Origin of the sequence: Variovorax sp., assembly GCF_035634955.1 — a bacterium.
Taxonomy (GTDB): Bacteria; Pseudomonadota; Gammaproteobacteria; order Burkholderiales; family Burkholderiaceae_C; genus Variovorax.
This window is the reverse complement of the sequence record NZ_DASQBZ010000024.1, coordinates 165155-190392: the sequence shown is the minus strand read 5'-3', so window position 1 is coordinate 190392 and position 25238 is coordinate 165155. Positions and strand designations below refer to the sequence as shown.

General features: G+C 69.2%; 23 protein-coding genes and 1 tRNA gene. 11 read left to right on the top strand and 13 right to left on the bottom strand.

What is annotated here, in order from left to right:
- Positions 1 to 13: 13 nt before the first annotated feature.
- From purF to folC, 4 genes are all read right to left on the bottom strand, one after another.
- Positions 14 to 1528: an amidophosphoribosyltransferase gene (purF, locus tag VES41_RS13825; RefSeq protein ID WP_324817863.1), complete on the bottom strand. Its 1515-nt coding sequence runs from the start codon at positions 1526 to 1528 to the stop codon at positions 14 to 16.
- 12 nt (positions 1529 to 1540) lie between these two features.
- Positions 1541 to 2026: a CvpA family protein gene (locus tag VES41_RS13820; RefSeq protein ID WP_324817860.1), complete on the bottom strand. Its 486-nt coding sequence runs from the start codon at positions 2024 to 2026 to the stop codon at positions 1541 to 1543.
- 14 nt (positions 2027 to 2040) lie between these two features.
- On the bottom strand, positions 2041 to 2919 hold the full coding sequence (locus VES41_RS13815; RefSeq protein ID WP_324817857.1) for an SPOR domain-containing protein: 879 nt from the start codon (positions 2917 to 2919) through the stop codon (positions 2041 to 2043).
- Between the two features lie 83 nt (positions 2920 to 3002).
- On the bottom strand, positions 3003 to 4298 hold the full coding sequence (gene folC, locus VES41_RS13810; protein ID WP_324818085.1) for a bifunctional tetrahydrofolate synthase/dihydrofolate synthase: 1296 nt from the start codon (positions 4296 to 4298) through the stop codon (positions 3003 to 3005).
- Between the two features lie 36 nt (positions 4299 to 4334).
- Between folC and VES41_RS13805 the strand changes: the two genes are divergently transcribed.
- The 3 genes from VES41_RS13805 to VES41_RS13795 all read left to right on the top strand — a co-directional run bounded on the left by VES41_RS13805 (position 4335) and on the right by VES41_RS13795 (position 5698).
- A complete protein-coding gene (locus VES41_RS13805; protein WP_324817854.1) occupies positions 4335 to 4697 on the top strand; it encodes an ArsC family reductase in 363 nt (120 codons plus the stop codon).
- 63 nt (positions 4698 to 4760) lie between these two features.
- A complete protein-coding gene (locus VES41_RS13800; protein ID WP_324817851.1) occupies positions 4761 to 5306 on the top strand; it encodes a hypothetical protein in 546 nt (181 codons plus the stop codon).
- Between the two features lie 62 nt (positions 5307 to 5368).
- Complete coding sequence (locus tag VES41_RS13795; RefSeq protein ID WP_324817848.1) at positions 5369 to 5698, top strand: pyrimidine/purine nucleoside phosphorylase; 330 nt, start codon at positions 5369 to 5371, stop codon at positions 5696 to 5698.
- A gap of 24 nt (positions 5699 to 5722) precedes the next feature.
- Here the strand turns inward: VES41_RS13795 and murB are convergent, their stop codons facing one another.
- Positions 5723 to 6775, bottom strand: coding sequence for a UDP-N-acetylmuramate dehydrogenase (murB, locus tag VES41_RS13790; RefSeq protein WP_324817844.1), 1053 nt, complete (start codon positions 6773 to 6775; stop codon positions 5723 to 5725).
- Between the two features lie 56 nt (positions 6776 to 6831).
- Here murB and VES41_RS13785 point away from each other — a divergent pair, with 56 nt between their 5' ends.
- Together VES41_RS13785 and VES41_RS13780 are read left to right on the top strand one after the other, a co-directional pair.
- Complete coding sequence (locus tag VES41_RS13785) at positions 6832 to 7317, top strand: YajQ family cyclic di-GMP-binding protein (protein ID WP_324817842.1); 486 nt, start codon at positions 6832 to 6834, stop codon at positions 7315 to 7317.
- A 13-nt stretch (positions 7318 to 7330) separates the two neighbouring features.
- Positions 7331 to 7981, top strand: coding sequence for a retropepsin-like aspartic protease family protein (locus VES41_RS13780; protein ID WP_324817839.1), 651 nt, complete (start codon positions 7331 to 7333; stop codon positions 7979 to 7981).
- Positions 7982 to 7994: 13 nt separating this feature from the next.
- On the opposite strand, the gene VES41_RS13775 is transcribed toward VES41_RS13780, so the two are convergent.
- Genes VES41_RS13775 through VES41_RS13760 form a run of 4 tightly spaced genes read right to left on the bottom strand, consistent with a single transcriptional unit; the run spans position 7995 to position 10636 of the window.
- Entirely contained in the window at positions 7995 to 8351 is a 357-nt protein-coding gene (locus VES41_RS13775; protein ID WP_324817836.1) for a RidA family protein, read from the bottom strand.
- 25 nt (positions 8352 to 8376) lie between these two features.
- Positions 8377 to 9024 (bottom strand): glycerol-3-phosphate 1-O-acyltransferase PlsY, encoded by a 648-nt coding sequence (plsY, locus tag VES41_RS13770; protein WP_324817834.1) that lies wholly within the window; start codon positions 9022 to 9024, stop codon positions 8377 to 8379.
- 39 nt (positions 9025 to 9063) lie between these two features.
- Positions 9064 to 9555: an aminoacyl-tRNA deacylase gene (locus VES41_RS13765; protein ID WP_324817832.1), complete on the bottom strand. Its 492-nt coding sequence runs from the start codon at positions 9553 to 9555 to the stop codon at positions 9064 to 9066.
- Positions 9556 to 9562: 7 nt separating this feature from the next.
- Positions 9563 to 10636 carry an aldo/keto reductase gene (locus tag VES41_RS13760; RefSeq protein ID WP_324817830.1) on the bottom strand — a complete coding sequence of 358 codons (1074 nt, stop codon included), beginning with the start codon at positions 10634 to 10636 and terminating at the stop codon, positions 9563 to 9565.
- A 55-nt stretch (positions 10637 to 10691) separates the two neighbouring features.
- Here VES41_RS13760 and VES41_RS13755 point away from each other — a divergent pair, with 55 nt between their 5' ends.
- The 6 genes from VES41_RS13755 to VES41_RS13730 all read left to right on the top strand — a co-directional run bounded on the left by VES41_RS13755 (position 10692) and on the right by VES41_RS13730 (position 17260).
- Entirely contained in the window at positions 10692 to 11609 is a 918-nt protein-coding gene (locus VES41_RS13755; protein WP_324817828.1) for an alpha/beta hydrolase, read from the top strand.
- An 85-nt stretch (positions 11610 to 11694) separates the two neighbouring features.
- Positions 11695 to 12207 (top strand): hypothetical protein, encoded by a 513-nt coding sequence (locus VES41_RS13750; protein WP_324817826.1) that lies wholly within the window; start codon positions 11695 to 11697, stop codon positions 12205 to 12207.
- A gap of 72 nt (positions 12208 to 12279) precedes the next feature.
- Positions 12280 to 13384, top strand: a protein-coding gene (gene prfB / locus VES41_RS13745; RefSeq protein WP_324817822.1) for a peptide chain release factor 2 whose coding sequence is annotated in 2 segments (ribosomal slippage) — positions 12280 to 12360 and positions 12362 to 13384 — 1104 coding nt in all. Because the reading frame shifts where the segments join, the coding sequence is not laid out codon by codon here.
- A 73-nt stretch (positions 13385 to 13457) separates the two neighbouring features.
- Positions 13458 to 16118 (top strand): aminopeptidase N, encoded by a 2661-nt coding sequence (pepN, locus tag VES41_RS13740; RefSeq protein ID WP_324817819.1) that lies wholly within the window; start codon positions 13458 to 13460, stop codon positions 16116 to 16118.
- A gap of 47 nt (positions 16119 to 16165) precedes the next feature.
- Positions 16166 to 17173 carry a class 1 fructose-bisphosphatase gene (locus tag VES41_RS13735; protein WP_324817816.1) on the top strand — a complete coding sequence of 336 codons (1008 nt, stop codon included), beginning with the start codon at positions 16166 to 16168 and terminating at the stop codon, positions 17171 to 17173.
- Between the two features lie 11 nt (positions 17174 to 17184).
- Positions 17185 to 17260: transfer RNA gene (locus VES41_RS13730), tRNA-Thr, on the top strand.
- Positions 17261 to 17392: 132 nt separating this feature from the next.
- Here the strand turns inward: VES41_RS13730 and VES41_RS13725 are convergent.
- The 4 genes from VES41_RS13725 to VES41_RS13710 form a co-directional block, all read right to left on the bottom strand.
- The gene (locus tag VES41_RS13725) at positions 17393 to 18157 is read right to left on the bottom strand and encodes a hypothetical protein (protein ID WP_324817813.1); all 765 of its coding nucleotides are present in this window, start codon (positions 18155 to 18157) and stop codon (positions 17393 to 17395) included.
- Between the two features lie 55 nt (positions 18158 to 18212).
- On the bottom strand, positions 18213 to 21752 hold the full coding sequence (locus VES41_RS13720; RefSeq protein ID WP_324817810.1) for an autotransporter outer membrane beta-barrel domain-containing protein: 3540 nt from the start codon (positions 21750 to 21752) through the stop codon (positions 18213 to 18215).
- A gap of 205 nt (positions 21753 to 21957) precedes the next feature.
- A complete protein-coding gene (locus tag VES41_RS13715) occupies positions 21958 to 23214 on the bottom strand; it encodes an MFS transporter (RefSeq protein ID WP_324817807.1) in 1257 nt (418 codons plus the stop codon).
- 112 nt (positions 23215 to 23326) lie between these two features.
- Positions 23327 to 25126, bottom strand: a complete 1800-nt coding sequence (locus VES41_RS13710) for a tannase/feruloyl esterase family alpha/beta hydrolase (protein WP_324817803.1) — start codon at positions 25124 to 25126, stop codon at positions 23327 to 23329.
- Between the last annotated feature and the right edge of the window lie 112 nt (positions 25127 to 25238).

Below are 25238 nucleotides of genomic sequence, written 5' to 3'. Positions count from 1 at the left end.
GGGAGATTCGTTTTCAGCTCAGGTTCGGCAGCGCCAGGCGCGAGGTGTCCTCGTCGCCCTCCTCGACCTGCGGGCGGCTTCCCTGCATGCGCGAGATCGACTCGGTGTCGACGTCGCCGGTGATGTAGACGCCGTCGAAGCACGATGCCTCGAAGCCCGCCAGGCCGGCCTGGGCCGCGGGGCCGGCGGCCTTCATCACGGCGCGCTTCATGCCTTCGACGTCCTGGTAGATCAGCGCGTCGCAACCGATCAGCTCGCGGACCTGCTCGATGGTTCGGTCGTGCGCCACCAGTTCATCCTTGGTCGGCATGTCGATGCCGTAGACGTTCGGGTAGCGCACCGGCGGCGCCGCGCTGGCCAGGTAGACCTTCCGGGCGCCGGCGTCGCGCGCCATCTGGACGATTTCGCGGCTGGTGGTGCCACGAACGATGGAGTCGTCCACCAGCATCACGTTGCGCCCCTTGAACTCGCTGGCGATCACGTTGAGCTTCTGGCGCACCGATTTCTTGCGCACGCCCTGCCCCGGCATGATGAACGTGCGACCCACGTAGCGGTTCTTGACGAAGCCCTCGCGATACGGGATGCCCAGGAGGTGCGCCAGTTGCGTCGCGCTTGGCCGGCTCGACTCGGGGATCGGGATGATCACGTCGATCTCGCTGGGCGGCACGGTGGACACGACGCGCTTGGCCAGGGTCTCGCCCAGGTTCAGCCGGGCCTGGTAGACCGAGATCCCGTCCATCGTCGAATCGGGCCGCGCCAGGTAGACGAACTCGAAGATGCACGGATGGCGCGTCGCGCCTTCGGCGCACTGCTGCGAATGCACGTTGCCTTCGAGGTCGATGAAGATGGCCTCGCCCGGGGCGATGTCGCGCTCGAGCACGAAGCCCGATCCCTCGAGCGCAACCGACTCGCTGGCCACCATCACTGCGCCCTCGGCATTGCGGCCGATGCACAGCGGCCGGATGCCGAACGGATCGCGAAACGCCAGCAGACCGTGGCCGGCAATCAGCGAGACCACCGCATACGAGCCGCGCAGGCGCTTGTACACGCTGCGCACCGCGGCGAAAACCTCCTGTGGCTGCAGCGGCAGACCGCGCGTGGACCGTTCCAGCTCGTGCGCGATCACGTTGAGCAGCACCTCTGAATCGCTCTCGGTGTTGGTGTGCCGGTGGTCGGTGGAGAACAGCTCGGCACGCAGCGCCTGGGCATTCGTCAGGTTGCCGTTGTGCGACATCACGATGCCGAACGGCGCATTGACGTAGAACGGCTGCGCCTCTTCCTCGCTGTAGGCATTGCCGGCCGTCGGATAGCGCACCTGGCCCAGGCCGACGTTGCCCGGCAGTGCTCGCATGTTGCGCGTGCGGAAGACGTCGCGCACCATGCCCTTGGCCTTGTGCATGAAGAACTTGCGCTCGAGCAGCGTGACGATTCCGGCCGCGTCCTGGCCACGGTGCTGCAGCAGCAGCATGGCGTCATAGAGCAGCTGGTTGACGGGCGCGTTGCTGACAACGCCGACGATTCCACACATGGGGTGTTCCTCTCAGGGGAGATAGCTTGCCAGTTTCCCGGGCAGGGCGGGTTTGGCGTTCTGCAAGGCCGCATCGAGCACAGTGGCGCTGGCCGATTCGCGCCACCAGACGCTTTGCTCCAGCGAAAAAAGATGCACCGCCACGGCGGCGACCAGCAGCGCCAGCGCGCCTCGCGCCAGCCCGAAGACGCCGCCCAGCGTGCGGTCTACCGGACGCAGGCCCGCGGCCTTGACCAGCGCGCGGATCAGGCTCGCGACCAGGCCGACGCCGAAGGCCACGGCGACGAAGATGATGACGAAGGCGGCCGCGTAGCGCCATGGCGCGTCCGGCGCCCCCATGGGGAGGATGTCGGCCAAATCGGACGCGAACCATTGCGCCATGAAGAAAGCCGCCACCCAGCCCACCAGCGAAATGACCTCGAACAGGAGCCCTCGCCAGATCCCGACCAGCACCGACAGGCCGAGCAGCGCCACGGCAATCCAGTCGAGCGCGGACACGCCTGCCGTCTCCGCTAGAGAGTCAGCACCGCCGCCGGCAACGACAGGCCCTTGACCTTGTCGGCAGCCTTGTCGGCGTCGGCGCGCGAGGCAAACGGGCCGACCCGCACCCGCGTGCGATCGCCCTGCGGCGTCTTGGCGACGTTCGTGTAGGTCTTGAGCCCGGCCTTTTCCAGGCGCTGGCGCACGTCCTGCGCCTTGGCCGCATCGGCAAATGCACCCACCTGCACCACGAAGCGGGCACTGCTGTCGTCGCTCGAAGCGGCAGTGACGCCGGGCGTGGCGCTGACCGGCGGCCTGCCCTGCAGGAGCGCGAGCGCACGCGCCGCTTCGTCGTCCACCGGCTTCTTGCCAGCCGGCCTGGTGTCCTTGCCGTCCCTGGATTCGGACTTGGCTTCGGACTTGGGCTCCGCTTTCGGCTCGGCCTTTGGCTCGGCCTTCGGCTCTGCCTTGGGCTCGGGCTTCGGCTCGGCCTTGGGCTCAGGCTTCGGCTCGGGCCTGACCTCCGGCGCGGCAGCCTCGTTGCGGGCCGTGCGGGAGGGCTCGTTGGCGCTGATCACGGTGCCGTCGGCCGACTCGGTGATGATTCCGTCGTCGGAGGCCGCCTGGCTGCCCTGGGCGCCAGCGCTCGTCTTGCCGGCCGGCACGGTGAGCGGCTTGGCCTTGGCACGGTCGGGAATCTCGATGGGGATGTCGCCGGACAGCGGCCGCGGCTGGGTGTCGAACAGGAGGGGAAAGCCGATCACGCCCAGCAGCACCAGCACCGCGGCGCCCAGCAGACGGTGGCGGGCACGGCGGCGCATGGACTCGACGCTTTCGGCCGGCGCCGCGGGGGGCGCGTTGCGCTTCTCGTTGGTTGGCTGGCCCGAGGAGCGAAACTTGAAAAGCGCCATGAACGTCGATCCTGATACAGCAGTCGCGGGATGTCTGAAAGTGGATGCGGGCTGCCCGAATTCAAGGTTGCCCGAGGCTCCGGCTACAGGTGCCTTGCGTGCAGACGCGGTGTGCCGTGTTCGAGCACGCCGCCCACCGTGAAGAACGATCCGAAGACGACGATTCTATCAGTCGGGTCCGCGGCAGCGACCGCCGCGTCCAGGGCTTCCTGCGGCGTGGCGTGGGTGGTGGCCGAGACGTCGCGGCGGCCGTTCTGGGCCTGCCAGCGGGCAGCCAGGTCGGCCGCGGACGCGGCGCGCGGCGTGGGCAGGTCGCAGAAGTACCAGCGGTCGATCAGCGGCCCCATGCGCGCCAGGATCGGTGCCAGGTCCTTGTCCGCCATGACGCCGAAGACGCCATGCGTCGTCGGGTAGAAGCCCATCGCATCCAGGTTCTCGGCCAGCGCGGCCACGGCATGCGGATTGTGGGCAACGTCCAGCACCAGCGCCGGTTGGCCCGGCACGATCTGGAAGCGCCCCGGCAGCTCGGCTCGCGCCAGGCCGATGCGCACCGCCTGGGCGGTGATCGGCAGGCGCTGGCGCAGTGCCTCCAGCGCCGCCAGTACGCCGGCGGCATTGACCAGCTGGTTGGCCCCTCGCAATGCCGGATACGCCAGCCCGCTGTAGCGCCGGCCCCGACCGGCCCAGTTCCATTGCTGCTTGTCGCCCGACACGTTGAAATCGGTGCCGTGACGCCAGAGGTCCGCGCCGATCTGCGCCGCGTGGGCGATGACGCTGTCCGGCGGCACCGGGTCGCTCACGATGGCCGGCCGCCCGGCGCGCATGATGCCCGCCTTCTCCCGGCCGATGCTCTCGCGGTCCGGGCCCAGGAAATCCATGTGGTCGAGGTCGATGCTGGTGATGATGGCGCAGTCGGCATCGATGATGTTCACCGCGTCCAGCCGGCCGCCCAGCCCGACCTCGAGGATGGCCGCGTCCAGCGGCTGCGCCGCCATGCAGTTCAGGATGGCCAGCGTCGTGAATTCGAAGTAGGTCAGCGAGGTCTGCCCGCGCGCGGCCTCCACCGCCTCGAAATGCGGCAGCAGGGCCTGGGCGTCGACCGACTCGCCGTTCAGCCGCAGCCTTTCCTCGAAATGGACCAGGTGCGGCGAGCTGTAGACGGCGGTCTTGTAGCCGGCGTTCGCCAGGATCGACTCGAGCATCGCGCAGGTCGAGCCCTTGCCGTTGGTGCCGGCCACCGTGATGACCGGACAGGAAAAGGCCAGGCCCAGCCGCTGTGCCACCTCGCGCACCCGGTCCAGGCCGAGCTCGATGTTCCTGCTGTGCAGCTGCTCGGCGTGCGCGAGCCATTCGCTTAGGGTTTTCATGGAGACCTGGATTGTCGCCCACCGCGCCCCGGGGCATGATTCGCGGTCATGACTACCCTGTACGGAATCCCGAATTGCGACACCGTCAAGCGCGCCCGCGCCTGGCTCGACGACAACGGCGTCGCCTATACGTTCCATGACTTCAAGAAGCAGGGCGTGCCCGAGGCCGAACTCGACCGCTGGCTGGCCTCGGCCGGCTGGGAGACGGTGCTCAACCGCCGCGGCACCATGTGGCGCCGCCTGGACGAGGCCACCCGGGCCGGCGTGACCGACATGGCCTCCGCGCGCCAGACGCTCATCGAGCACCCGAGCCTGATCAAGCGGCCCGTGATGGAGTGGTCCGGCCGGCCCGACGCCACCGTGGGATTCGATCCGCAGGCCTGGGCGCAACTGGCCGGCGCGAAGGCGTGAACCCGGCGGCCCGAATCGCATCCAACGCCTGCTTCCCAACACGACACAAGGATAGGTGCAGACATGGCATCGACCTCTCTCATTCCCCGACTGGCCCTGGCGGCCGCCGCCCTCGCCGCCGGAACGGCGTTCGCCCAGCAGGGCGCCCCAGCCCAGGCCCGCGTGGTCAGCAGCACGCCGATCCGCACACCCGACGGCGTGGCCGGCTATTCGGTGACGTATGAATACGCGGGCCACCAGTACACCGCCCGCACCGACAGCCCGCCCGGCCAGACGATGCCGGTGCAGGTCACGCCGATGGGCGTGATGACCTCCCCGGTGGATGATCCCCACCCCATCGCGGACAACGCGCCGCTTCCGGCCCCCTCGGGCGGCAACGACGCGCCCTGGCGCTCCGCCACGCCGGAACCCGGTGTCGTGGTCTCCGGCCCCGGCGCCGTCGCGCCGGCGCCGGTCTACGTGGCGCCCGCCCCGGTGTACGTGGCGCCTGCGGTCTATCCGCGGCCCTACGGGTGGGGCTGGGGCGCGCCCTACGGGTATGGCTATGGCTACGCTCCCGGCGGTATCTCGCTGAACCTCGGCTACACCTACTACCGCCACGGACATTGACCGAAGGCGCCTAGAATCGCCGGCCCTGCCCTTTCGCGAGCCTTCACCCGACAGTTTTCCCCATGAGCAACGCCACCACCACGCATCTCGACAACGTCCGCGTCGCCACCCAGGCCAACGTCTATTTCGACGGCAAGTGCGTCAGCCACAGCCTGACGCTGGCCGACGGCTCGAAGAAATCGGTGGGCGTGGTCCTGCCGGCGACCCTCACCTTCAGCACCGGTGCCGCCGAAGTCATGGAGTGCACCGGTGGCAGCTGCGAATACCTGCTTGCCGGCAGCAGCGAATGGCAGCGCTCGGGCCTGGGCGAGAAGTTCAGCGTGCCGGGCAACTCCAGCTTCCAGATCCGCGTGACCGACCAGCCGTACAGCTACATCTGCAGCTACGCCTGAACGGCCCCGAGGCCGGCCCGCGGCTCAGACCACGACCGGCTCCGGCTCCAGCCGGATGCCGAAGCGCTCATAGACGCTGGTCTGGATGGCCTTGGCCAGGGTCATCACCTCGCCCCCGGTGGCGGGATGGGCGGTGCCGCCGCGGTTGACCAGCACCAGCGCCTGCCTGTCGTAGACACCGGCATTGCCGACCGACTTGCCCTTCCAGCCGCAGGCGTCGATCAGCCAGCCCGCCGCCAGCTTGATGCTGCCGTCGTCCATCGGGTAGTGCACGATCTTCGGGTCGCGCGCGATGATGTCGGCGCACTGTTCGGGCGTCACCGTCGGGTTCTTGAAAAAGCTCCCGGCGTTGCCCAGCACGCGCCAGTCAGGCAGCTTGGCCCGCCGGATGGCGCAGACCCAGTCGAAGATCTGGCGCGCCCCGGGGTCGGTCACGCCGGTTTCCGCCATCTTGCGCTCCAGGTCGAGGTAGCCCAGCGTCGGCCGCCACGGCTTGGGCAGCCGCAGGCGCACCCGGGTGATCACGGCGCGGCCCGCCAGCCCCAGGTTCTTCGGGCCGCCGGGCGCATGCTTGAACACGGAATCCCGATAGCCAAAGCCACACTGCGCCGCGTTCAGCGTGAACGGCTGGCCGGTCGACAGGTCGATGCCGTCGAGCGACTCGAAGCGGTCCTGCAGTTCGATGCCGTAGGCGCCGATGTTCTGTACCGGCGCGCCGCCGACCGTGCCGGGGATCAGCGCCATGTTCTCCAGCCCGGGCCAGCCCTGGTCCAGCGTCCACTGCACCATGTCATGCCAGGTTTCGCCGGCGCCGACCTCGACGATGGTGGCGCGCGGGCCATCCTCGACCAGCCGCCGTCCCATGATCTCGACCTTGAGCACCAGCGGCCTGACGTCCCCCGTGAGCACGATGTTGCTGCCGCCGCCGAGCACGAACTTGGGCGCGTCGCGCCAGTCGGGGTCGGCCAGCAGCGCCGCCACGTCCGCCTCGCCGCGCACGCGCGCCAGGTGCAGCGCACGCGCGACGATGCCGAAGCTGTTATAGGGTTGCAGCGGGACGTTTTGCTCCACGATCATGGGAGAATTGTCGCATTCCCAACCTTGACTCGCGTGCATTCCGGAGAGCCTTTGCCATGCCGTCTTTCGACACCGTCTGTGAACCCGACCTGCCCGAAGTGCGTAACGCCGTCGACAACACGGCCAAGGAAATCTCCACGCGCTTCGATTTCAAGGGCACCGCCGCCGCGATCGAGCTCAAGGAAAAGGACATCACCCTGACCGGCGACGCCGAATTCCAGCTGACCCAGATCGAGGACATCCTGCGCAACAAGATGACCAAGCGCAGCGTGGACGTGCGTTTCCTCGACAAGGGCGCCGTGCAGAAGATCGGCGGCGACAAGGTCAAGCAGGTGTTCAAGGTCAAGAGCGGCATCGAGACCGAGCAGGCCAAGAAGATCACCCGCCTGATCAAGGACAGCAAGCTCAAGGTGCAGGCCGCCATCCAGGGCGACGCCGTGCGCGTCACGGGTGCCAAGCGCGACGATCTGCAGGCCGCCATGGCGCTCATCCGCAAGGACATGGCCGACCTCCCGCTGTCGTTCAACAACTTCCGCGACTGAAGCGGACCGGCAGGTGAAACACCCTCTTCGCAGCGGCGCCGGCGTGCTGCTGCTGGCCCTGGCCGCCGGCCTGGCGCAGGCCGCCTCGGTCACGCTCACGGGGACCATCGGCAACCGTGCCATCCTGATCATCGACGGCGGCGCCCCGCGTACCCTGGCGCCCGGGCAGACGCTGGACGGCGTGCGGCTCGTGTCCGTTCAGGGCGACCAGGCGGTCGTCGAAACGGCGGGCCAGCGGGCCACCTTGCGAATGGACACGCCCACCAGCGTGGGCGACGGTGCGGCCGGCCCGGGCGGAGACCGGATCGTGCTGCCAGCCAACAGCGGCGGCCATTTCATGACGCTGGGCGCCATCAACGGCCGCTCGGTGAATTTCATGGTCGACACCGGCGCCACGCTGGTGGCGCTTTCCGACGCCGACGCTCAACGCATCGGGCTGAACTACGACAAGAAGAACCCGGTGCGCGTCAACACCGCCAACGGCGTGACGCTGGCCTATCGCGTGCGTCTTGATTCGGTGCGCGTGGGCGACGTCTCGGTGACCGGCGTGGACGCCGTGGTGTCCGAGCAGCCCATGCCCTACATCCTGCTGGGCAACAGCTTCATCGGCCGCTTCAACATGCAGCGCGAAGGCGACCAGATGGTGCTGGTCAAGAGGTATTGATCGAGCCGGTGGTTTACGCCGCCAGCGCGGCGGTGACGACGATCTCGATGCGATAGTCCGGGTTGGCCATGGCTGCCTGCACGGTGGCGCGCGGCGGCGTGTGGCCCGCGGGGATCCACGCGTCCCACACCTCGTTCATCTGGCCGATCTCGGCGATGTCCTTGAGGAAAATCTGCGCCATCAGGATGCGCGACTTGCTGCTGCCGGCCTCGGCCAGCAGCCGCTCGACCATGGCCAGCACCTCGGCCGTCTGGCCCTTGATGTCCTTGCCCGGATCGTCCGGCACCTGTCCGGCCAGGTAGACGGTGCCGTTGTGCACGGCCATCTCCGACAGGCGCGGGCCCACGTGGAATCGCTGCAGATTGCCCATGTTTTCGTTCTCCCTTCGATTCGATTCAGGAATTGCCGGCGCCGGCCTTTGCGCCGAGCCGCGACTCGGTGCCGGCCAGCAGACGGCGGATGTTCTCGCGATGGCGCCACACCAGCAGGAGGCTCATCGCCACAAGGGCCACAAGCGCCACCGGCACCAGCGGCCAGGCGACGCCACCGCCCAGCAGGTAGTAGGCCGGCGCGAAGAATGCCGCCACCAGCGAGGCCAGCGAGGAATAGCGGAAGAACACGGCGATGATCAGCCACGTCAGGCCGGTCGCCAGTCCCAGCCACGGCGACAGGCCGAGCAGCACGCCGGCTGCCGTGGCCACGCCCTTGCCGCCCTGGAAGCGGAAGAACACCGGGTACAGGTGGCCCAGGAACGCCGCCAGCCCGGCCAGGGCCGCGGTGCCCGCGTCGAGCCCCCAGGCGGACCCGAAATGCTGCACCACGAAGACCGGCAGCCACCCCTTGGCGGCATCCAGCAGCAAGGTGGCCAGGGCCGCGCCCTTGCGGCCCGAGCGCAGCACATTGGTGGCGCCGGGGTTCTTGCTGCCGTAGTTGCGCGGGTCGTCCATGCCCATCGCCCTGCTCACGATCACCGCGAACGACAGCGAGCCCACCAGGTAGGACGCCAGAATGACCAGCAAGGACGTGACGGAAAGTGAACTCAACACACGCTCCTAGCGCAGAAGATGAAAATGGAAGGCGCGCTATTCTGCCAGCGCGCACTGCACCGGCGTGGCGCCCAGGAGGTCCACGCACGCCTTCGGATCGATGCCCACCAGGTAGCCGCGCCGCCCGCCATTGATCGCGATGCGCGGCAATGCCAGGATGGTGGACTCGATGTACACCGGCATTTCGCGCCGGGTGCCGAACGGCGAGGTGCCGCCCACCAGGTAGCCGCTGTGGCGGTTGGCCACTTCCGGCTTGCACGGCTCGACCGACTTGGCGCCGATCTGCCGCGCCAGGTTCTTGGTCGACACCGTCCGGTTGCCGTGCATCAGCACCAACAGCGGCCTGGCGTCCTGGTCCTGCATCACCAGCGTCTTGACCACCGTGAACGGGTCCATCCCGAGCACGCTGGCGCTGTGCTGCGCGCCGCCGTGCTCCAGGTACTCGTAAGGATGCTCGGTGAATGCCACGCCATGGGCCCGCAGCATCTGCGTGGCCGGCGTTTCGGAGACATGCGCCTTCTTCGCCATGGCGGATTCAGGCGCTCGGGTCGTGCAGTTCGCGGCGGATGCCGTCGATCTCGGCCAGCAGTTCCGGCGCGAGCGTGGTGCCCCAGGCGTCGATGTTCTCGTCGAGCTGGGCGATGCTGGTCACCCCGATGATGGTGCTGGCAACCCGCCAGTTGCGGTAGTCGAAGGCCAGCGCCATCTGCGTCGGCGTCAGGCCGTGCTGGCGGGCCAGCGCGTTGTACCGGCGCGCCGCCTTCAGGCCGTCCGCCCTGCCCCAGCGCTGCTTGCGCATCGACTCGAACAGCGCGATGCGCGCGCCGGCCGGCGCGTCCGGGCCGGTGGTGCCGCCCGCGTCGTACTTGCCGGTGAGCAGCCCGTAGCCCAGCGGCGAATACGGAAGCAGGGAAACGCCGAGCCGGTGCAGGGTCTCGTCCAGCGCGTTCTCGACCGTACGGTTGAGCAGGCAGTATGCGTTCTGCACCGTCGCCACGCGCGCCAGGCCATGCTGCTCGGCGAGGCGCACGAATTCATGCACGCCGTAAGGCGTCTCGTTCGACAGTCCGATCGCCCGGACCTTGCCCGCCTTGACGAGTCCGTCGAGCGCCTGCAGCTGCGCCAGGATGGGCGTTTCCGACGTCTCCTGCCGCGGGTCGTAGACCATGGAGCCGAAGGCCGGCACGTGGCGCTCGGGCCAATGGATCTGGTAGAGATCGATCACGTCGGTGCGCAGGCGCCGCAGGCTAGCTTCGCACGAGGCGACGATGTCCGCCGGCGTCATGCCCGATCCCTCGCGCACCCACGGCATGCCCCGCGACGGCCCGGCCACCTTGCTCGCCAGCACCACCCGGGCCCGCGCCTGCGGCCGCTGGCGGAACCAGTTGCCCAGGATGGTCTCGGTTGCGCCGTAGGTCTGCTTGCGCGTGGGCACGGCGTACATCTCGGCCGTGTCGATGAAGTTGATGCCGCGCTCGAGCGCGCGGTCGAGGATGGCATGCGCGGCCGGCTCGTCGACCTGTTCGCCGAAGGTCATGGTGCCCAGGCAGATGGGCGTGACCTGCAGGTCGCTGCGGCCGAGCCGCACGTTGGCGTTGAAATCTGTCATGGGTTGCGATTCTAGGAAGGCGCGGCACGCGGCGGGCCTTCGTATCATCGGCCTCATGTACCAGCCTCGACGCTCCAGCCGCTCCGAATTCCTGCCCCTGCGCGGCCTCGACCATCACGTCCGCATCTGGGGCGATCCCGGCGCCGGCCAAGGGCCCATCGTCATGCTGCACGGGTGGATGGACGTCGGCGCCTCGTTCCAGTTCGTGGTCGACGCGCTGACCGACGACCGGCCGGTGATCGCGCCGGACTGGCGCGGCTTCGGCCTGACCGACGCCCGCGGCACGGACAACTTCTGGTTTCCGGACTACCTGGCGGACCTGGAGGGCCTGCTCGACCACTACCTGCCCGGGCAGGCGGTGGACCTGGTCGGCCACAGCATGGGCGGCAACATCTCGATGTTCTATGCGGGCGCACGCCCGCAGCGCGTCCGCCGGCTGGTCAACCTGGAAGGATTCGGCATGCCGCGCACCCGGCCCGAGCAGGCGCCGGCCCGCTACGCGCAGTGGATGGACCAGCTCAAGTCGCACCACCGGGGCGAACTGGACCTGCAGACCTACGCCGAGCTTTCCGGGGTGGCGCGGCGCCTCATGCGGACCAACACCCGCCTGCCGCAGGACAAGGCCGACTGGCTGGCAGGCCACTGGGCCGGCCCCTGCACCCGCGCCGACGGCACGCCGGGCTGGGGCATCCGCGGCGACGCAGCGCACAAGATCGTCAACGCCAACCTGTACCAGGTGGATGAAGCGATCGCGCTCTATCGGTCGATCGCCGCCCCGGTGCTTGCGGTCGAAGGCGCCGACGGCATCATCAAGACCTGGAAGTCCCGCGGCCACGACGACGACCTGCTGAAGCGATTGAGGGAGGTCCCCGACATTGCCTTCGCGCGTCTGGAAGACGCCGGCCACATGATGCACCACGACCAGCCCGAACAGGTCGCACGTCTCATAGAGGATTTCCTGAACAAGCCCTGAACGCCACCTCTGAGACAATCGGGGCCGACAAGGTGCCGCCGCGCGCCCATCGCTCCACAACGACTCAGAGGGAAGCACCCGCTCCATGAAGACTTCGCTGCGCGCCCGCGCCGCCGGCCTCCTTCTAGCCATACCGGGCCTGACCCAGGCACCCGCCCTGCGCGCCGAGGAAGCCGCCTCCCCCTTGATACCCACCGCAGACGGGTGGGAGCTGGTCATTTCGCCGTACGCGTATCACTTCAGCCACAGCCCGGAACACAAGCACGTCTACCTGATCGGCCTGGAGCGCCAACGGGCCGACAACTGGCTCTGGGGCGGCGCCTACTTCAGCAACTCCTTCGGCCAGGACTCGGGCGTGGGCTACGTCGGCTACATGTGGAACAACGTGTTCGACATTCCGGCCCTGTACTTCAAGCTGGTCGCCGGCATCATGTACGGCTACAAGGAGCCGTACGAGGACAAGGTGCCTTTCAATCACAACGGCTGGTCGCCGGTGATCCTGCCCAGCGTGGGCTGGCGCTTCACGCCCAAGGACTCGGTCCAGGTGGTACTGCTGGGCGGCAACGGCATGCTGTTTTCGTACAACCGCCGCTTCTGAGCCCGCGGCGGGCAGGGCCTGCCGACACCGTGAGAAAATACCCGGTTTGGTTTTCACCACACAGGAATTCTCATGGATGCAGAACAGATCAACCAGATTGGCGCCACGCTTGCAGACCTGAGCGCGCGTGCGGTGGATCTACGGAGGTATCTTTGACTTCGATGCCAAGCACGAACGGCTTCGCACGGTCAACGCCTCGCTAGAAGATCCGGCGGTCTGGAACGACCCCAAGCGGGCCCAGGAACTGGGCAAGGAAAAGAAGTCGCTCGACGACATCGTGCTGGTGCTCGAGCGCATCGGCAGCGAGCTGTCCGACAACACCGAGCTCTTCGAGATGTCGAAGGACGAAGGCGACATGGACAGCCTGCAGGCCATCGCCGACGAGACGGCGTCGCTGTCCGCCGAGATCGAGAAGCTCGAGTTCCGCCGCATGTTCAACAACCCGGCCGACCCGAGCAACGCCTTCCTGGACATCCAGGCCGGCGCCGGCGGCACCGAGGCCTGCGACTGGGCCAGCATGCTGCTGCGCCAGTACCTTCGCTATGCCGAACGCAAGGGCTTCAAGACCACGGTGGAAGACGAGTCGCCCGGCGACACCGCCGGCATCAAGGGCGCAACCATCAAGATCGAGGGCGAGTACGCCTTCGGCCTGCTGCGCACCGAAACCGGCGTGCACCGCCTGGTGCGCAAGTCGCCATTCGATTCGTCGGGCGGTCGCCACACCAGCTTCGCCAGCGTCTTCGTGTATCCGGAGATCGACGACTCCATCGAGATCGAGATCAACCCGGCCGATGTGCGCACCGACACCTACCGCGCCAGCGGCGCCGGCGGCCAGCACATCAACAAGACCGATTCGGCCGTGCGCCTGACACACATGCCCACCGGCATCGTCGTGCAGTGCCAGGACAGCCGCAGCCAGCACAGCAACCGCGACGTCGCCTGGCGGCGCCTGCGCTCGCGCCTGTACGACCACGAGATGCGCAAGCGCATGGAAGAGCAGCAGAAGCTCGAGGACGGAAAGACCGACGTGGGCTGGGGCCACCAGATCCGCAGCTACGTGCTCGACCAAAGCCGCATCAAGGACCTGCGCACCAGCTACGAGACGTCGGCCACGCAAAAAGTGCTGGACGGCGACCTCGACGCTTTCATCGAGGCCTCGCTCAAGCAAGGCGTGTAAGGCGTCGCTGCCTGCCGCGCCCGGCAATCACAACACCCGACAACCGCAGACGCAACAAGGCTGGAGACACCGGATGCAACTTCGTGACATTCAGGGCCAACCCGTGACCATCCACCGCGAGGACTACGCGCCGCCCCCGTTCTGGATCGACAGCGTCGACCTCACCTTCGATCTCGACCCCGCCAAGACGCGGGTGCTCAACCGCATGCGGGTGCGCCGCAATCCCGACGTGGCAACGCAGGCGCTGCGCCTGCACGGCGACGAGCTGAACCTGGCGCGCGTGCTGGTCGACGGCCAGGGCGCGTCGTTCCGCATCGAGGGCGACCAGCTCGTGCTCGACAACCTGCCCGATGCGTTCGAGCTCGAGCTGTTCACCACGTGCCAGCCGGCGAAGAACACCAAGCTCATGGGCCTGTTCGTGAGCCAGGACACCTTCTTCACGCAGTGCGAGGCCGAAGGCTTTCGCCGCATCACCTACTTCCTGGACCGCCCGGACGTCATGGCCAGCTACAGCGTGCTGCTGCGCGCGGACAAGGCCCAGTACCCGGTGCTGCTGTCCAACGGCAACCTGGTCGACCAGGGCGACCTGGCGGACGGCCGCCATTTCGCCAAGTGGGTCGATCCGTTCAAGAAGCCCAGCTATCTGTTCGCCCTGGTCGCCGGCAAGCTGGTGGCGCGCGAGCAGCGCGTCAAGGCGCGCAGCGGCCGCGACCACCTGCTGCAGGTATTCGTACGCGCGGGCGACCTCGACAAGACCGAGCACGCCATGGACTCGCTGGTGCGCTCCATCGTCTGGGACGAGGCGCGCTTCGGCCTGTCGCTCGACCTGGACCGCTTCATGATCGTCGCCACCAGCGACTTCAACATGGGCGCCATGGAGAACAAGGGCCTGAACATCTTCAACACGAAGTACGTTCTGGCCAACCAGGCCACCGCCACCGATGCCGACTACGCCAACATCGAAAGCGTGGTGGGCCACGAATACTTCCACAACTGGACCGGCGACCGCGTGACCTGCCGCGACTGGTTCCAGCTCTCGCTCAAGGAAGGCCTGACCGTGTTCCGCGATCAGGAATTCAGCCAGGACCTCTGCGCCGAGGCCTCGGCCCGCGCCGTCAAGCGCATCGAGGACGTGCGCGTTCTGCGCAGCGTGCAGTTCCCCGAGGACGCCGGCCCCATGGCGCACCCGGTGCGGCCCGACAGCTACATCGAGATCAGCAACTTCTACACCGTCACCATCTACGAGAAGGGTGCCGAGGTGGTGCGCATGATGCAGACCCTGGTCGGACGCGACGGCTTCGCACGGGGCATGACGCTGTACTTCGAGCGGCACGACGGCCAGGCCGTGACCTGCGACGACTTCGCCCAGGCCATTGCCGACGCCAACCCGCAATCGGACCTCGCGCGCCTGCTGCCGCAGTTCAAGCGCTGGTACAGCCAGGCCGGTACGCCGCGCCTGAAGGCCAGCGGCAGCCATGACGCGGCCGCGCGCACGTACACGCTGAATTTCGAGCAGACCTGCCCGCCGACGCCGGGCCAGCCGGCCAAGGACCCGTTCGTCATTCCGGTCAACGTCGGACTGGTCGCCGCCGGCGGCCGTGCCCTGGCACCGACGCGGACGCTGGTGGTCACGCAGGCAGCGGAGTCCTTCACTTTCGCCGACGTCGACGAAGCGCCGGTGCCCTCGATCCTGCGCGGATTCAGCGCGCCGGTGGTGCTGGAATACGACTACAGCGACGAGCAACTGCTCACGCTGCTGGCCCACGACAGCGACCCCTTCAACCGCTGGGAAGCCGGCCAGCGCCTCGGCCTGCGGGCCGCGCTGGCCGCCATCGACGCGCCGCCGGCCGACGGTGCCGCCGCGGTGCTGAGCGACGCCTTCATCGACGCCATGCGCCGCGTACTGACCGACACGCAGCTGGACGCCGCCTTCAAGGAACTGGTGCTCACGCTGCCCTCGGAAACGTACATTGCCGAACAGCTCGAGGCGGTCGATCCGCAGCGCGTGCACGCGGTGCGCGAGGCCATGCGCGCGCGCCTGGCCTCGGCGCTGCAGTCCGAATGGCAGCAGGCCTACGAAGACAACCGCGACACCGGCGCCTACTCGCCCGACCCCACGTCGGCCGGCCGCCGCGCCCTGGCCGGCATGGCACTGACGCACCTGTGCCTGGCCGCCCGCGAGAGCGGCGACACAGTCTGGCCGGGCAAGACGCTGCAGCGCTTCAAGGACGCCGGCAACATGACCGACCGCTTCAACGCGCTTCAGGCGCTGGTGTCGTCGGGCCATGCCCTGGCGGCGCAGGCGCTGGCGAGCTTCCACGCCATGTTCAAGGGCGAGGCGCTGGTCATCGACAAGTGGTTTGCGCTGCAGGCCGGCGCGACCGACCGCGGCGGCGACGTGCTGCCCCTGGTGCAGCAACTCATGCGCCACCCGGACTTCTCCATCAAGAATCCGAACCGCGCGCGCAGCGTCATCTTCAGCTACTGCAGCGCCAATCCCGGCGCCTTCCATCGCCGGGACGCCGCGGGCTACGTGTTCTGGAGCGACCGCGTGATCGAGCTCGACGCCATCAACCCGCAGGTCGCCGCGCGGCTGGCACGTGGGCTGGACCGCTGGAGCAAGCTGGTCGAGCCCTATCGCAGCGCGGCGCGCGAAGCCATCGCCCGCATCGCCGCGCGGCCCGACCTGAGCAAGGACACGCTCGAGGTCGTCACGCGCGCGCTGCAGGCCTGATGCCGCGCCCTCACCCGGAATCCAACCATTCAATTCATCCCGACCCAATGCAGAAGATCTCACTGACCCGCTACCTCGTCGAGCAGCAGCGCAACGACGGTTCCATCCCGTCGCAACTGCGCCTGCTGCTCGAAGTGGTGGCCCGCGCCTGCAAGAGCATCAGCCAGGCCGTCAACAAGGGCGCGCTGGGCGGCGTGCTCGGCTCGGCTGAATCGGAGAACGTGCAGGGCGAAGTCCAGAAGAAGCTGGACATCATCGCCAACGAGGTGCTGATCGAGGCCAACGAGTGGGGCGGCCACCTCGCGGCCATGGCCAGCGAGGAAATGGACAGCATCCACGTCGTGCCCAACCGCTACCCGCAGGGCGAATACCTGCTGCTGTTCGATCCGCTCGACGGTTCGTCGAACATCGACGTGAACGTCAGCATCGGCACCATCTTCAGCGTGCTGCGCAAGCCCGAGGACAACGGCCAGGGCGTGCAGGAGGCCGATTTCCTGCAGGCCGGCAACCGCCAGGTGGCCGCCGGCTATTGCATCTACGGCCCGCAGACGACGCTCGTGCTCACCGTCGGCAACGGCGTGGCGATGTTCACGCTCGACCGGGAGCAAGGCTCGTTCGTGCTGACGCAGGAGAACATCCGCATCCCGGCGGACACGAAGGAGTTCGCCATCAACATGAGCAACCAGCGCCACTGGGCCGAGCCGGTGCAGCGCTACATCGGCGAATGCCTGGCCGGCAAGGACGGGCCGCGCGGCAAGGACTTCAACATGCGCTGGATCGCCTCGATGGTGGCCGACGTGCACCGCATCCTGATGCGCGGCGGCATCTTCATGTACCCGTGGGACAAGCGCGAGCCCGAGAAGGCCGGCAAGCTGCGCCTGATGTACGAGGCCAATCCGATGAGCTGGATCGTCGAGCAGGCCGGCGGCGCCGCCACCAACGGCCGCCAGCGCATCCTCGACCTGCAGCCGGCCAAGCTCCACGAACGGGTTGCGGTGGTGCTGGGCTCGAAGAATGAAGTCGAGCGCGCCACGAGCTATCACGACCCGCTATAATCTAAGGCTTCGCCGGAATAGCTCAGTTGGTAGAGCAGCGCATTCGTAATGCGAAGGTCGGGGGTTCGACTCCTCTTTCCGGCACCACATGATGCAAAAAAGGCCACCCAGACGGGTGGCCTTTTTTGTTGCGTTCTCTGGGGCCTTCTCGCGCCTTGGCGCCCTGGTGCCAGAACGCCGACCGGCGCCTGCCTCGTGCGCGCGCGGGAAGCGTCGACCTCAATGACCGGCGGTCGACTCCGGGTCGCCCGGCAGGTCGCCGCCACCGGCCGCGTGATGCGCACCAGCGGCCCCGGCGCCGACTCCCATGCCCATTCCCATGCCGCCGCCCTGGCCTGCGCCGCGGCCGCCACCTCCTCCGCCCGCGGCGCTCCCTCCTGCGGCGCCGCGCCGGGCTGTCGAGCCGGAAGCCGGCCGCAATGGGCCCTGCTCGGGAATCACCACGTCCTTGGCAACGGGCTCCAGGTCGAGTGCCTGCCGTATGAATGCCCGCAGCGACGCCACCAGCGGACCGACCTGCACGCTGCGGCCGGCCACCATGTCGCAGGCCGCCTGCGCAGCCATGCGGACCTGCTCTTCGGTGCCGAGCAGGATCACGTCCGCCAACGCGGCCTCCACCGCATCGCGGATGCGGCGGCGCCGGTCCGACGCGGATTCGGAGATCGGCGCCGCATCCGCACCGACGCCTGTCGCAGCGGCATCGCCGGCGCCTTCGGCCGGCGCCGGCTGCGCGCGAGCGCGCAACTCACGCAAGTGCGACGGGTCCACGGCCAGGCTGCCGGTGAACGAGCCGCCCAGGGTCTTGTAGGCGGCGATCAGGGTCTTCAGGCGCTCGTTGATCTGCCGGTTCTCGCGCTCGCGCCGTCGCTGCACGACCTGCATGAACACCAAGCGGATGCCGACCGCCACCAGCGACACCAGCACCAGCCCGAGCAGTGTCGAGGCCAGGGAGGACAAGGAGCCGAAATCGAGCGAACTGCGCATGCCCGGCAGGATGCCAGATTGCGCAGCTTCGAGTGCGGGCCTCCCGGCCCCGTGCCTACCAGCGCACCTTCACGCCCAGGCTGCCGCCGACGCCGCCATCGGTGTCCACCTGGCTGCCGCCGCTGCCCCACAGCTGGCCGACTTCGCCGTACAGGCCGACCGCGGGGCTCAGTTGCCATGTGGCGCCCGCGCCAAGCTCCGTGCGCGTGCCGCCGGTGGCACTGGTGATGCCGGTGGCGGCCGCCGGCCCGATGAAGGTGGCCACGTCGGTTCCGCCGGTGCTGCGGTACACGTTCAGGCGCGCGTAGGGCTGGGCCCGGCCGATCCGGCCCGCCACCCGCACGCCGACGCGCGCAAGCCAGCTGCCGTCGGCGTCCTGCCGGACCTGGGCGCCGCCGATGGAGACGTCGTCCAGGCTGATGCTCTGGCGCACCAGTTGCAGTTGCGGCTCGACGGTCCAGCCGGGTGCCACCGCGAGCGGCAGTCCGGCTTCCAGCGAAGCCAGGGCGCTGCTGCCCTTGCCGCTGCTGGTCGTTCCACCCGACGGGTTGACGTCGTAGCGCAACCGGCCGCCCTGCAGCACGCCGTCCAGATAGAGGCCAGAGGCACCGGTCCAGGTGGCGTATCCGCCGAGGAACTGGCCACGTAGATCGTTGCTGCCCACGGCCAGGTTCCGCACGCCACGGGCGAACCCGTCGACGTCCATGTCGCCCTCGAGCTGGCCTGCATAGACGCCGGCCCGCCACTGGCCGTTGGCCCACAGGTCGGTACCGGCCTGGAAGCCGTTCAGCCGGCCCTGGCTGCGCGCATCGACAGTGCCCGACTGGGCCATGTCGCGATCCATGCTGATGATGCGGCCCCAGGCCTGGCGACTGCGCGGCCCGGCGACTTCGTCGCCCACGCGCTGGTGCAGATTGCCCGCCATGGACAGGCCGGCTTCGCGGAATTGCTCCGGCAGTGCGGCGTAGAGCGGCACCTCTGCCCGATAGGTCGGGATCGGCACCGCCGTCGCCGGTGCCGCCGGCGTCGGCGCGGATCCAGGCTCGGGCGTCGGCTCGGCCGCTGGCGCCGGCACCGCGCTGCTCAGGTAGGCGCCAGCCGTGCCGGTGTCCAGGTGGTAGTCGTAGGCCCCGGCGCTGACTGGCCCGGCCAGGCTGAAGGCGTTGTCCGCGATGGACGCGCCGTTCTGCGTGCCGATGATCTCGATGCCCTTGCCGGTGGTCATGCCGCCCAGGCCACCGATGTTGGTGATCTGCACGGCCGTCGTGCCGGAAGCCACTGCGGTGGCGCCGCTGAGCAGCACCTTGTCGGTCGGGCTGCCGTCGCTGCCCAGTTGCGTGCCGACCTTGAGCACGCCGCCCTGTCCCGTCCACGGGCCCGTGACCGTCAGGACGGCGCCTGGTGCCGCGCCGGCCAGGTTGACCGTGCCGGCCAGCGACATGCCCGCAACGCTCTGGCTGTGGCCGGCCAGGTCCAGCGTCGCGCCGCCGGCCACCGTGACGGCACTGGCCGGGCTGAACGCATTGGCCGCGCCGGCGGCCAGCGTGCCCGCGGCCACCGTCGTCGCCCCGGTGTAGGTGTTGGCGCCCGAAAGCGTCAGCGTGCCGGTGCCTTCCTTGGTCAGCAGGCCGGCGCCCGAGATGGCGCCCGAGAGCGTCGCGTCGAACATGCCGGTGTCGATGATCGGGTCGCCCACGCCGCTGAGCACCAGCGCGTTGGCGAGGTTCAGGTCTGCGGCCATGAAGCCCAGCGTGGTGCCGTCGGCCATGTCCAGCTCGCCGGTGCCGAGCGCGGAACTGCTGCCCACGTCGATGCGGCCTTCGAGCAGGCGGGTGCCGCCACTGAACGTGCTTGCGCCGGCGAGCGCGAGCGTGCCGGCCCCGGTCTTTTCGAGGCTGCCGGTGCCGGACAGTTCGCCGTCGTAGCGGGTTGTACCGGCCTGGTCCACGGTCAGCTTCTGGCCATTGAGCACCACGCCGCCCTGGCCCTCGATGCTCGCAACGCGCAGGTCCCAGGCGCCGAGGTCGAGCGTGCCGCCCCTGACGGAGAGACTGCCGGTGCCGAAGGCCGAACTGCTGCCTGCAACCAGGCGGCCCGCCTCGAGCACCGTGCCGCCGCCATAGGTGTTGGCGCCTGCCAGTGTCAGCGTGCCGTCACCGGTCTTGGTCAGGCTGCCGCTGCCGGAGATCACGCCGGTCGATTCCAGCGTCGTGCCCGCGAGGGTGTCGATGGCGCCGCCCGCGCTGCCGAGCGAGATGTTGCGCGCAGTGGCGATGTCCGCGGTCGTGCGCAGCGCGCCGCCTTCGAGCGCGAGCGCGCCGGCGACGTCTCCGAGCGCGGCATCGGTACCGATCGACAACGTGCCGCCCGAGACCGTCCACGGCATGACCGCCGCGCTGGTGCCGGTCAGCGTCCAGGTGCCGCCGCCCGACTTGCCGAAGGTGTTGAAGTTCTGGTACTGGGTCCCGATGAGGCTGACGTCGAGCGACGCATCGCCTGCGCCGCCGAGAACCAGGGCGTTGACTGCGCCGGAGTCGAGCGAGCCCACCACGTTGCCGACGATGTCGGAGCCGGCGCGCAGTTCCAGGCTGTTGGCCGTGCCGCCGAGGCGGATGGCATCCGCGCGGACTTCCAGGCCCGGCGCCGCTCCCGACAAGCCGCCACGAATGGTGCCGCTGTTGACGATCGTGACGTTGCTGCCCGCCACGCCCACGCCACCGGCGCCTGCGCCGCCGATGGGGCCGGGCCTCGGCGCAGTACCGCCCGAACCGCCCACGCCGCCGACGCCGCCCTCGATCGTGCCGCTGTTGACGACCGTGAAGTCGGCGCCGCTGACTGCGGCGCCCCCCGCTCCGCCGGGGCCTCCACCGCCGGGATCGGTCACGCCGTTGCTCCCCGTGCCGCCCGCGCCGCCGGCGCCGCCGACGAGCGAGCCGGTATTGGTCAAGGTGTAGCCGGTGCCGGCGACCGCATTGCCGCCCGCGCCGCCCATGCCGCCCGGCGACCCCTGGGCAAAGAAGTTGACGTTGTTGCCGCCGCGACCGCCCGTGCCGCCGACGAGCGTGCCGCCGTTCTCGGTGACGTGTCCGGCGCCCGCGATCACTGTGCCACCGACAGCCGCATCGCTCGACACGCCCCACCAGGTGTACGGCGCGCCGCTTGCGCCGTTGGAGGCGGCCAGGCGCGCGTCCTGCAGCAGGGTCCAGCCACTGCCGGACAGGACACTGCCAGCGAGGCGGACATCGCCGGTGGTGCTCAGACCGGTCGGCTGGGTCAGTGCCGGCAGCGCGCCAGCGGCGGTGATGGTGCTGATGGCGCCATCGATGACGATGGTGCTGCCGGCAGTGGCGTTGGCCTGGGTGATCGCCCAGCTCAGCGTGCCGGCGACCGCGCCGGTCGCGTCGTCGGAAGCCGAGGTGACGGTGAAGGTGTCGGCATCGGCGGTGCCGGACCAGGCGGCCAACGCGCCGAAAACCAGCGCGATGGTCACGCCGCGGCGCGCGGCGCCGGTCTTGCGCCTGGCGCGTGAAGTTTCAGGGACGGCGACCCAGGCGCCCAGCGCCGGGTTCCACAGGGAAAAATGCGATCGGTTCATGAATGCGGAGGTGCAGGTGCTTTCCGGCCAGCTCGCAGGCCGGCCCGGAATGCGGACTTGGAAATTCGGTAAGGAATTCTGTTGCCCGCAGCCTCCGGACAATGGTCCGAACAACAGCGCAAAGGCCTTTCAATTTCCCTTCGGGCGACGGCGGGGCGGGCCCCGTCGTGAGGCCGGCCGCTGCGCCTGCCCGCGCTGCCGGCGCCTACGCCGAGCCCGGGCCGGCGCTCACGCTGCGCCGCACCAGCGCGTTGCCCACCGCCCCGGCGGCCATCAGCAGGCAGGTGCCCAGGAACACATGGCGCATTCCGACATGGCCGCCGATCCAGCCGCCGATCAGGGGGCCGATCACCTGCCCCGCATACTGGGCCGACACCGAATAGCCCAGCATCCGCCCGGCTGCGCCGTCCGGGACGTTGTGGCGGATCACGGCCGCGATGCACGGCAGCAGCCCGCCGAGCGCCAGGCCCATCAGGAAGCGCAGCAGCACGAGCTGCCACCCGGCCGTGACGAACGCCTGGGGCACGAGCAGCGCCGCGGCCACCGCCAGGCAGCCGACGATGACGTTCCAGTGCCCCATGCGATCGGCCAGGCGCCCCAGCCGTGCCGCCGACAGGATGCTGCCCAGCGCGGCCGCCGACATCACCACCCCCGCCACCATCGTCACCTGGCGCGGGTCCGTCACCAGTTGCGCGACGTAGACGGTGATGATCGGCTCGATGGACATGTTCGCCAGCATCAGCAGCATGCCGGTGACCCACATCGCGACGACCGGCCGGTGATCGGCAATGCCTGTCCAGCCCGCGCCGGGACGCATCGCGCCCGCCTTCGCCCCACGCGGCACGGGTGCCTCGCGGATCAGGAAGGCGGTGGCGAGAAACGCCACGAAGATGACCGCGCCGGCGGCGAAGAAGGTGTTGCGAATGCCGATGAGCGGCGGCAGCGCGCCGCCGATCAATGGCCCCGCGAGGTTGCCGGCCATGATGGCCGACGACAGCGTGCCCAGCGCCCAGCCCGAGCGGGCCTTGGGCGTCTGCGTGGCCACCAGCAGCATCGAACCGGAGGCATAGCCGCCGAGGAATCCGGCCAGCAGGCGCAGTCCGACCAACTGGTAGACATCGTGCGCCACGCCGATCAGGGCCATCGCCACGGCCATGCCGAGGCTGGCGCGGATCAGCATGAGCTTGCGGCCGTACAGATCGGCCAGGCGGCCCCACAGCGGCGCGACCAGCGCGGCGCTGAGAAAGGTGGCACCGTAGGCGACGCCCGACCACTGGACGATGTCGGCATGCTCGGCCACGCCCAACTGCTCGACGTACAGCGGCAGGAACGGCAGCAGCAGCGTCATGGCCACGATGGTGGTGAACGAGCCGAACATGCACACCGCGAGGTTGCGCCGCCACGGCCCTTCGTCGATGGGTGCTGCCGCCACGCTGGCGGGGTTGGTCGAAGATGGCGTCATCCGCCGATTCTTGCGCCATGCGCGCCGCCGCGCCCGTGCCGATTGGCGCGGACGCGCCTCGCGACCCGCGACGGCCGCCTGGGCGACATGCCGCCGTGTGGCCGCGCCGGCGTCAGCGGTCGGGCAGCAGCAGCTTGCGCTGCGTCAGCGCATTGCGTGCGTGGAGCAGGTCGCCGTCGTTGACGTCGAACGGCCCGGTCCATTCGTCCGGCCGCTGCGACCGCCGCGCTGGCAGCGGCAGTCGGCAGGCGAAGCTGTCGGCCCGGTCGACGCTGCCCTTGCCGATGTAGACCGCCTGCTCCGGATAGGGGCACAGGGGACGCTGGCGCAGGATGTTGCCGTTGGCGTCGAGCCGGGTGGCGACGATCTTCTCGGGCGCCACGCCCTGCTCCACCCACTTCATCAGGGCGCTGACCACGTGCGTCTCGGGCTTGCGCAAGGCCTTCGGCGGCTCGGGCATGCCGCCGCCGATGGCCGAGGGGCCGGTGCTTCCGCCGCAATGCCCGACCGCCGGCATCATGAACAGTCGGTGGAACTGACGGACGCGGTCGCCCAGCACGAGGGAGGTCACCGCCAGGTCGAGCGGGCTCAGGCGGTCGATCACCGCGTCCTGCAGGCGCGTGGGCAACCGCTCGATCTTCTCGAACTGCGTGAGCGCATGAAAGTAGCCGATGGAGCCGTCGGGCGCCACCACCGAGTCGTTCCAGCCGTGCACCTGGATCAGCTTGCCGCCATGGGCGCGAAATGCCCGCAGGTCCGGGCTGGGCGCGGCAGTCACCGGCGTCAGCGCCGCCTTCGCATCGGCATACACGGTGGAGAACAACCCAGGCGCATTGCGCCAGTCGAACGTGGGCACGCCATAGACGTAGTGGCCGATGAAGTTGCCGTACCCGCCGTTGTCGGCGAACAAGGGCGACCAGTCGGCCTCGGAACCCAGCTTCGCCCCCGTGTACTTGCGCTCGCCGGTCTCGCTGGTGGTGCCTTCGTACATCGCCTGGAACACCGCCAGCTCCTGCGCCGACAGCGTGCCGTCGCCGGCCGGGCCGAGCGTCTCGATGTCGAAGTTGCAGGCGCGCGGACTGGTGAGCTGGCCGTCGGCCAGGCCGTCCTGTGCGTCGCAGGCCGCCAGCACCCTGGCGGTGACGGCCTGGCGCTTGGCCTCGCTGACCGCCGGCGGCCCGAACGGCGCGCTGGGGGTGAGCTGCTTGCCGGTCCACAGCAGCCACATGAGCAGGTCCGGGTAGAAGTTCGACGGCGCGCCGGCCACGATGCCGTCGAACAGCTGCGGGTAGTTCTGCGCCATCATCAGGGCCTGGCGCCCGCCGTTGGAGCAGCCCTCGAAATACGCATGCTGCACCGGCCGGCCGTACAGCGCGGCCGAGACCGCCTTGGCCGCGGTGGTCACTGAATAGTGCGCCCGCAGGCCCCAGTCCTTGACCTTTTCCGGGCGGCCCAGCGTCCAGCTGGCGTTCTCGCCGCCGTCATGACCCATGTTGCTGCCGGCGGTAACGAACCCGTCGCCGATGTCCTGGGCCAGCCGGGTGAACGGCACCGCGCCCGCGTAGCCGCCGGTGCCGTTGACCTTGAGCCTGCCGGTCCAGGCCGCGGCCGTTTCCGGCAGCCACACTTCGAACTTGATCTCGGAATCGGCCGACGGCCTGGCCACGCCCTGCACGCGGCAGAAGCCGACGTCCGCATTGACGTTGGCGCCAGCCACCGGCCCGGGTGGCACCACCGCCGCCGAAGTGATCGTCGCGTCCTCCGTCGTGACCACGACCAGGTCGGTGCATTGCCAGGCGGCCTGCGCCGCCCCGCCCAGTGCGATCAGGCCGAGGCCGCAGCCGGCGCTGCGCGCCGAGCGGGCAAGGAAGGCGCGCACGGCAATGCGGCGCGAAACGGCGTCAAGCGGCATGGCAGCTCCTGTCTCCTGGCCGGGCAGGGTGCGCGGCCTTGTTGTACTGGCGCGCAGATTCTGCGGACCGTCCGCCTGCAGATGTGGGTGCTCGATGTAATCGGTGTTACCG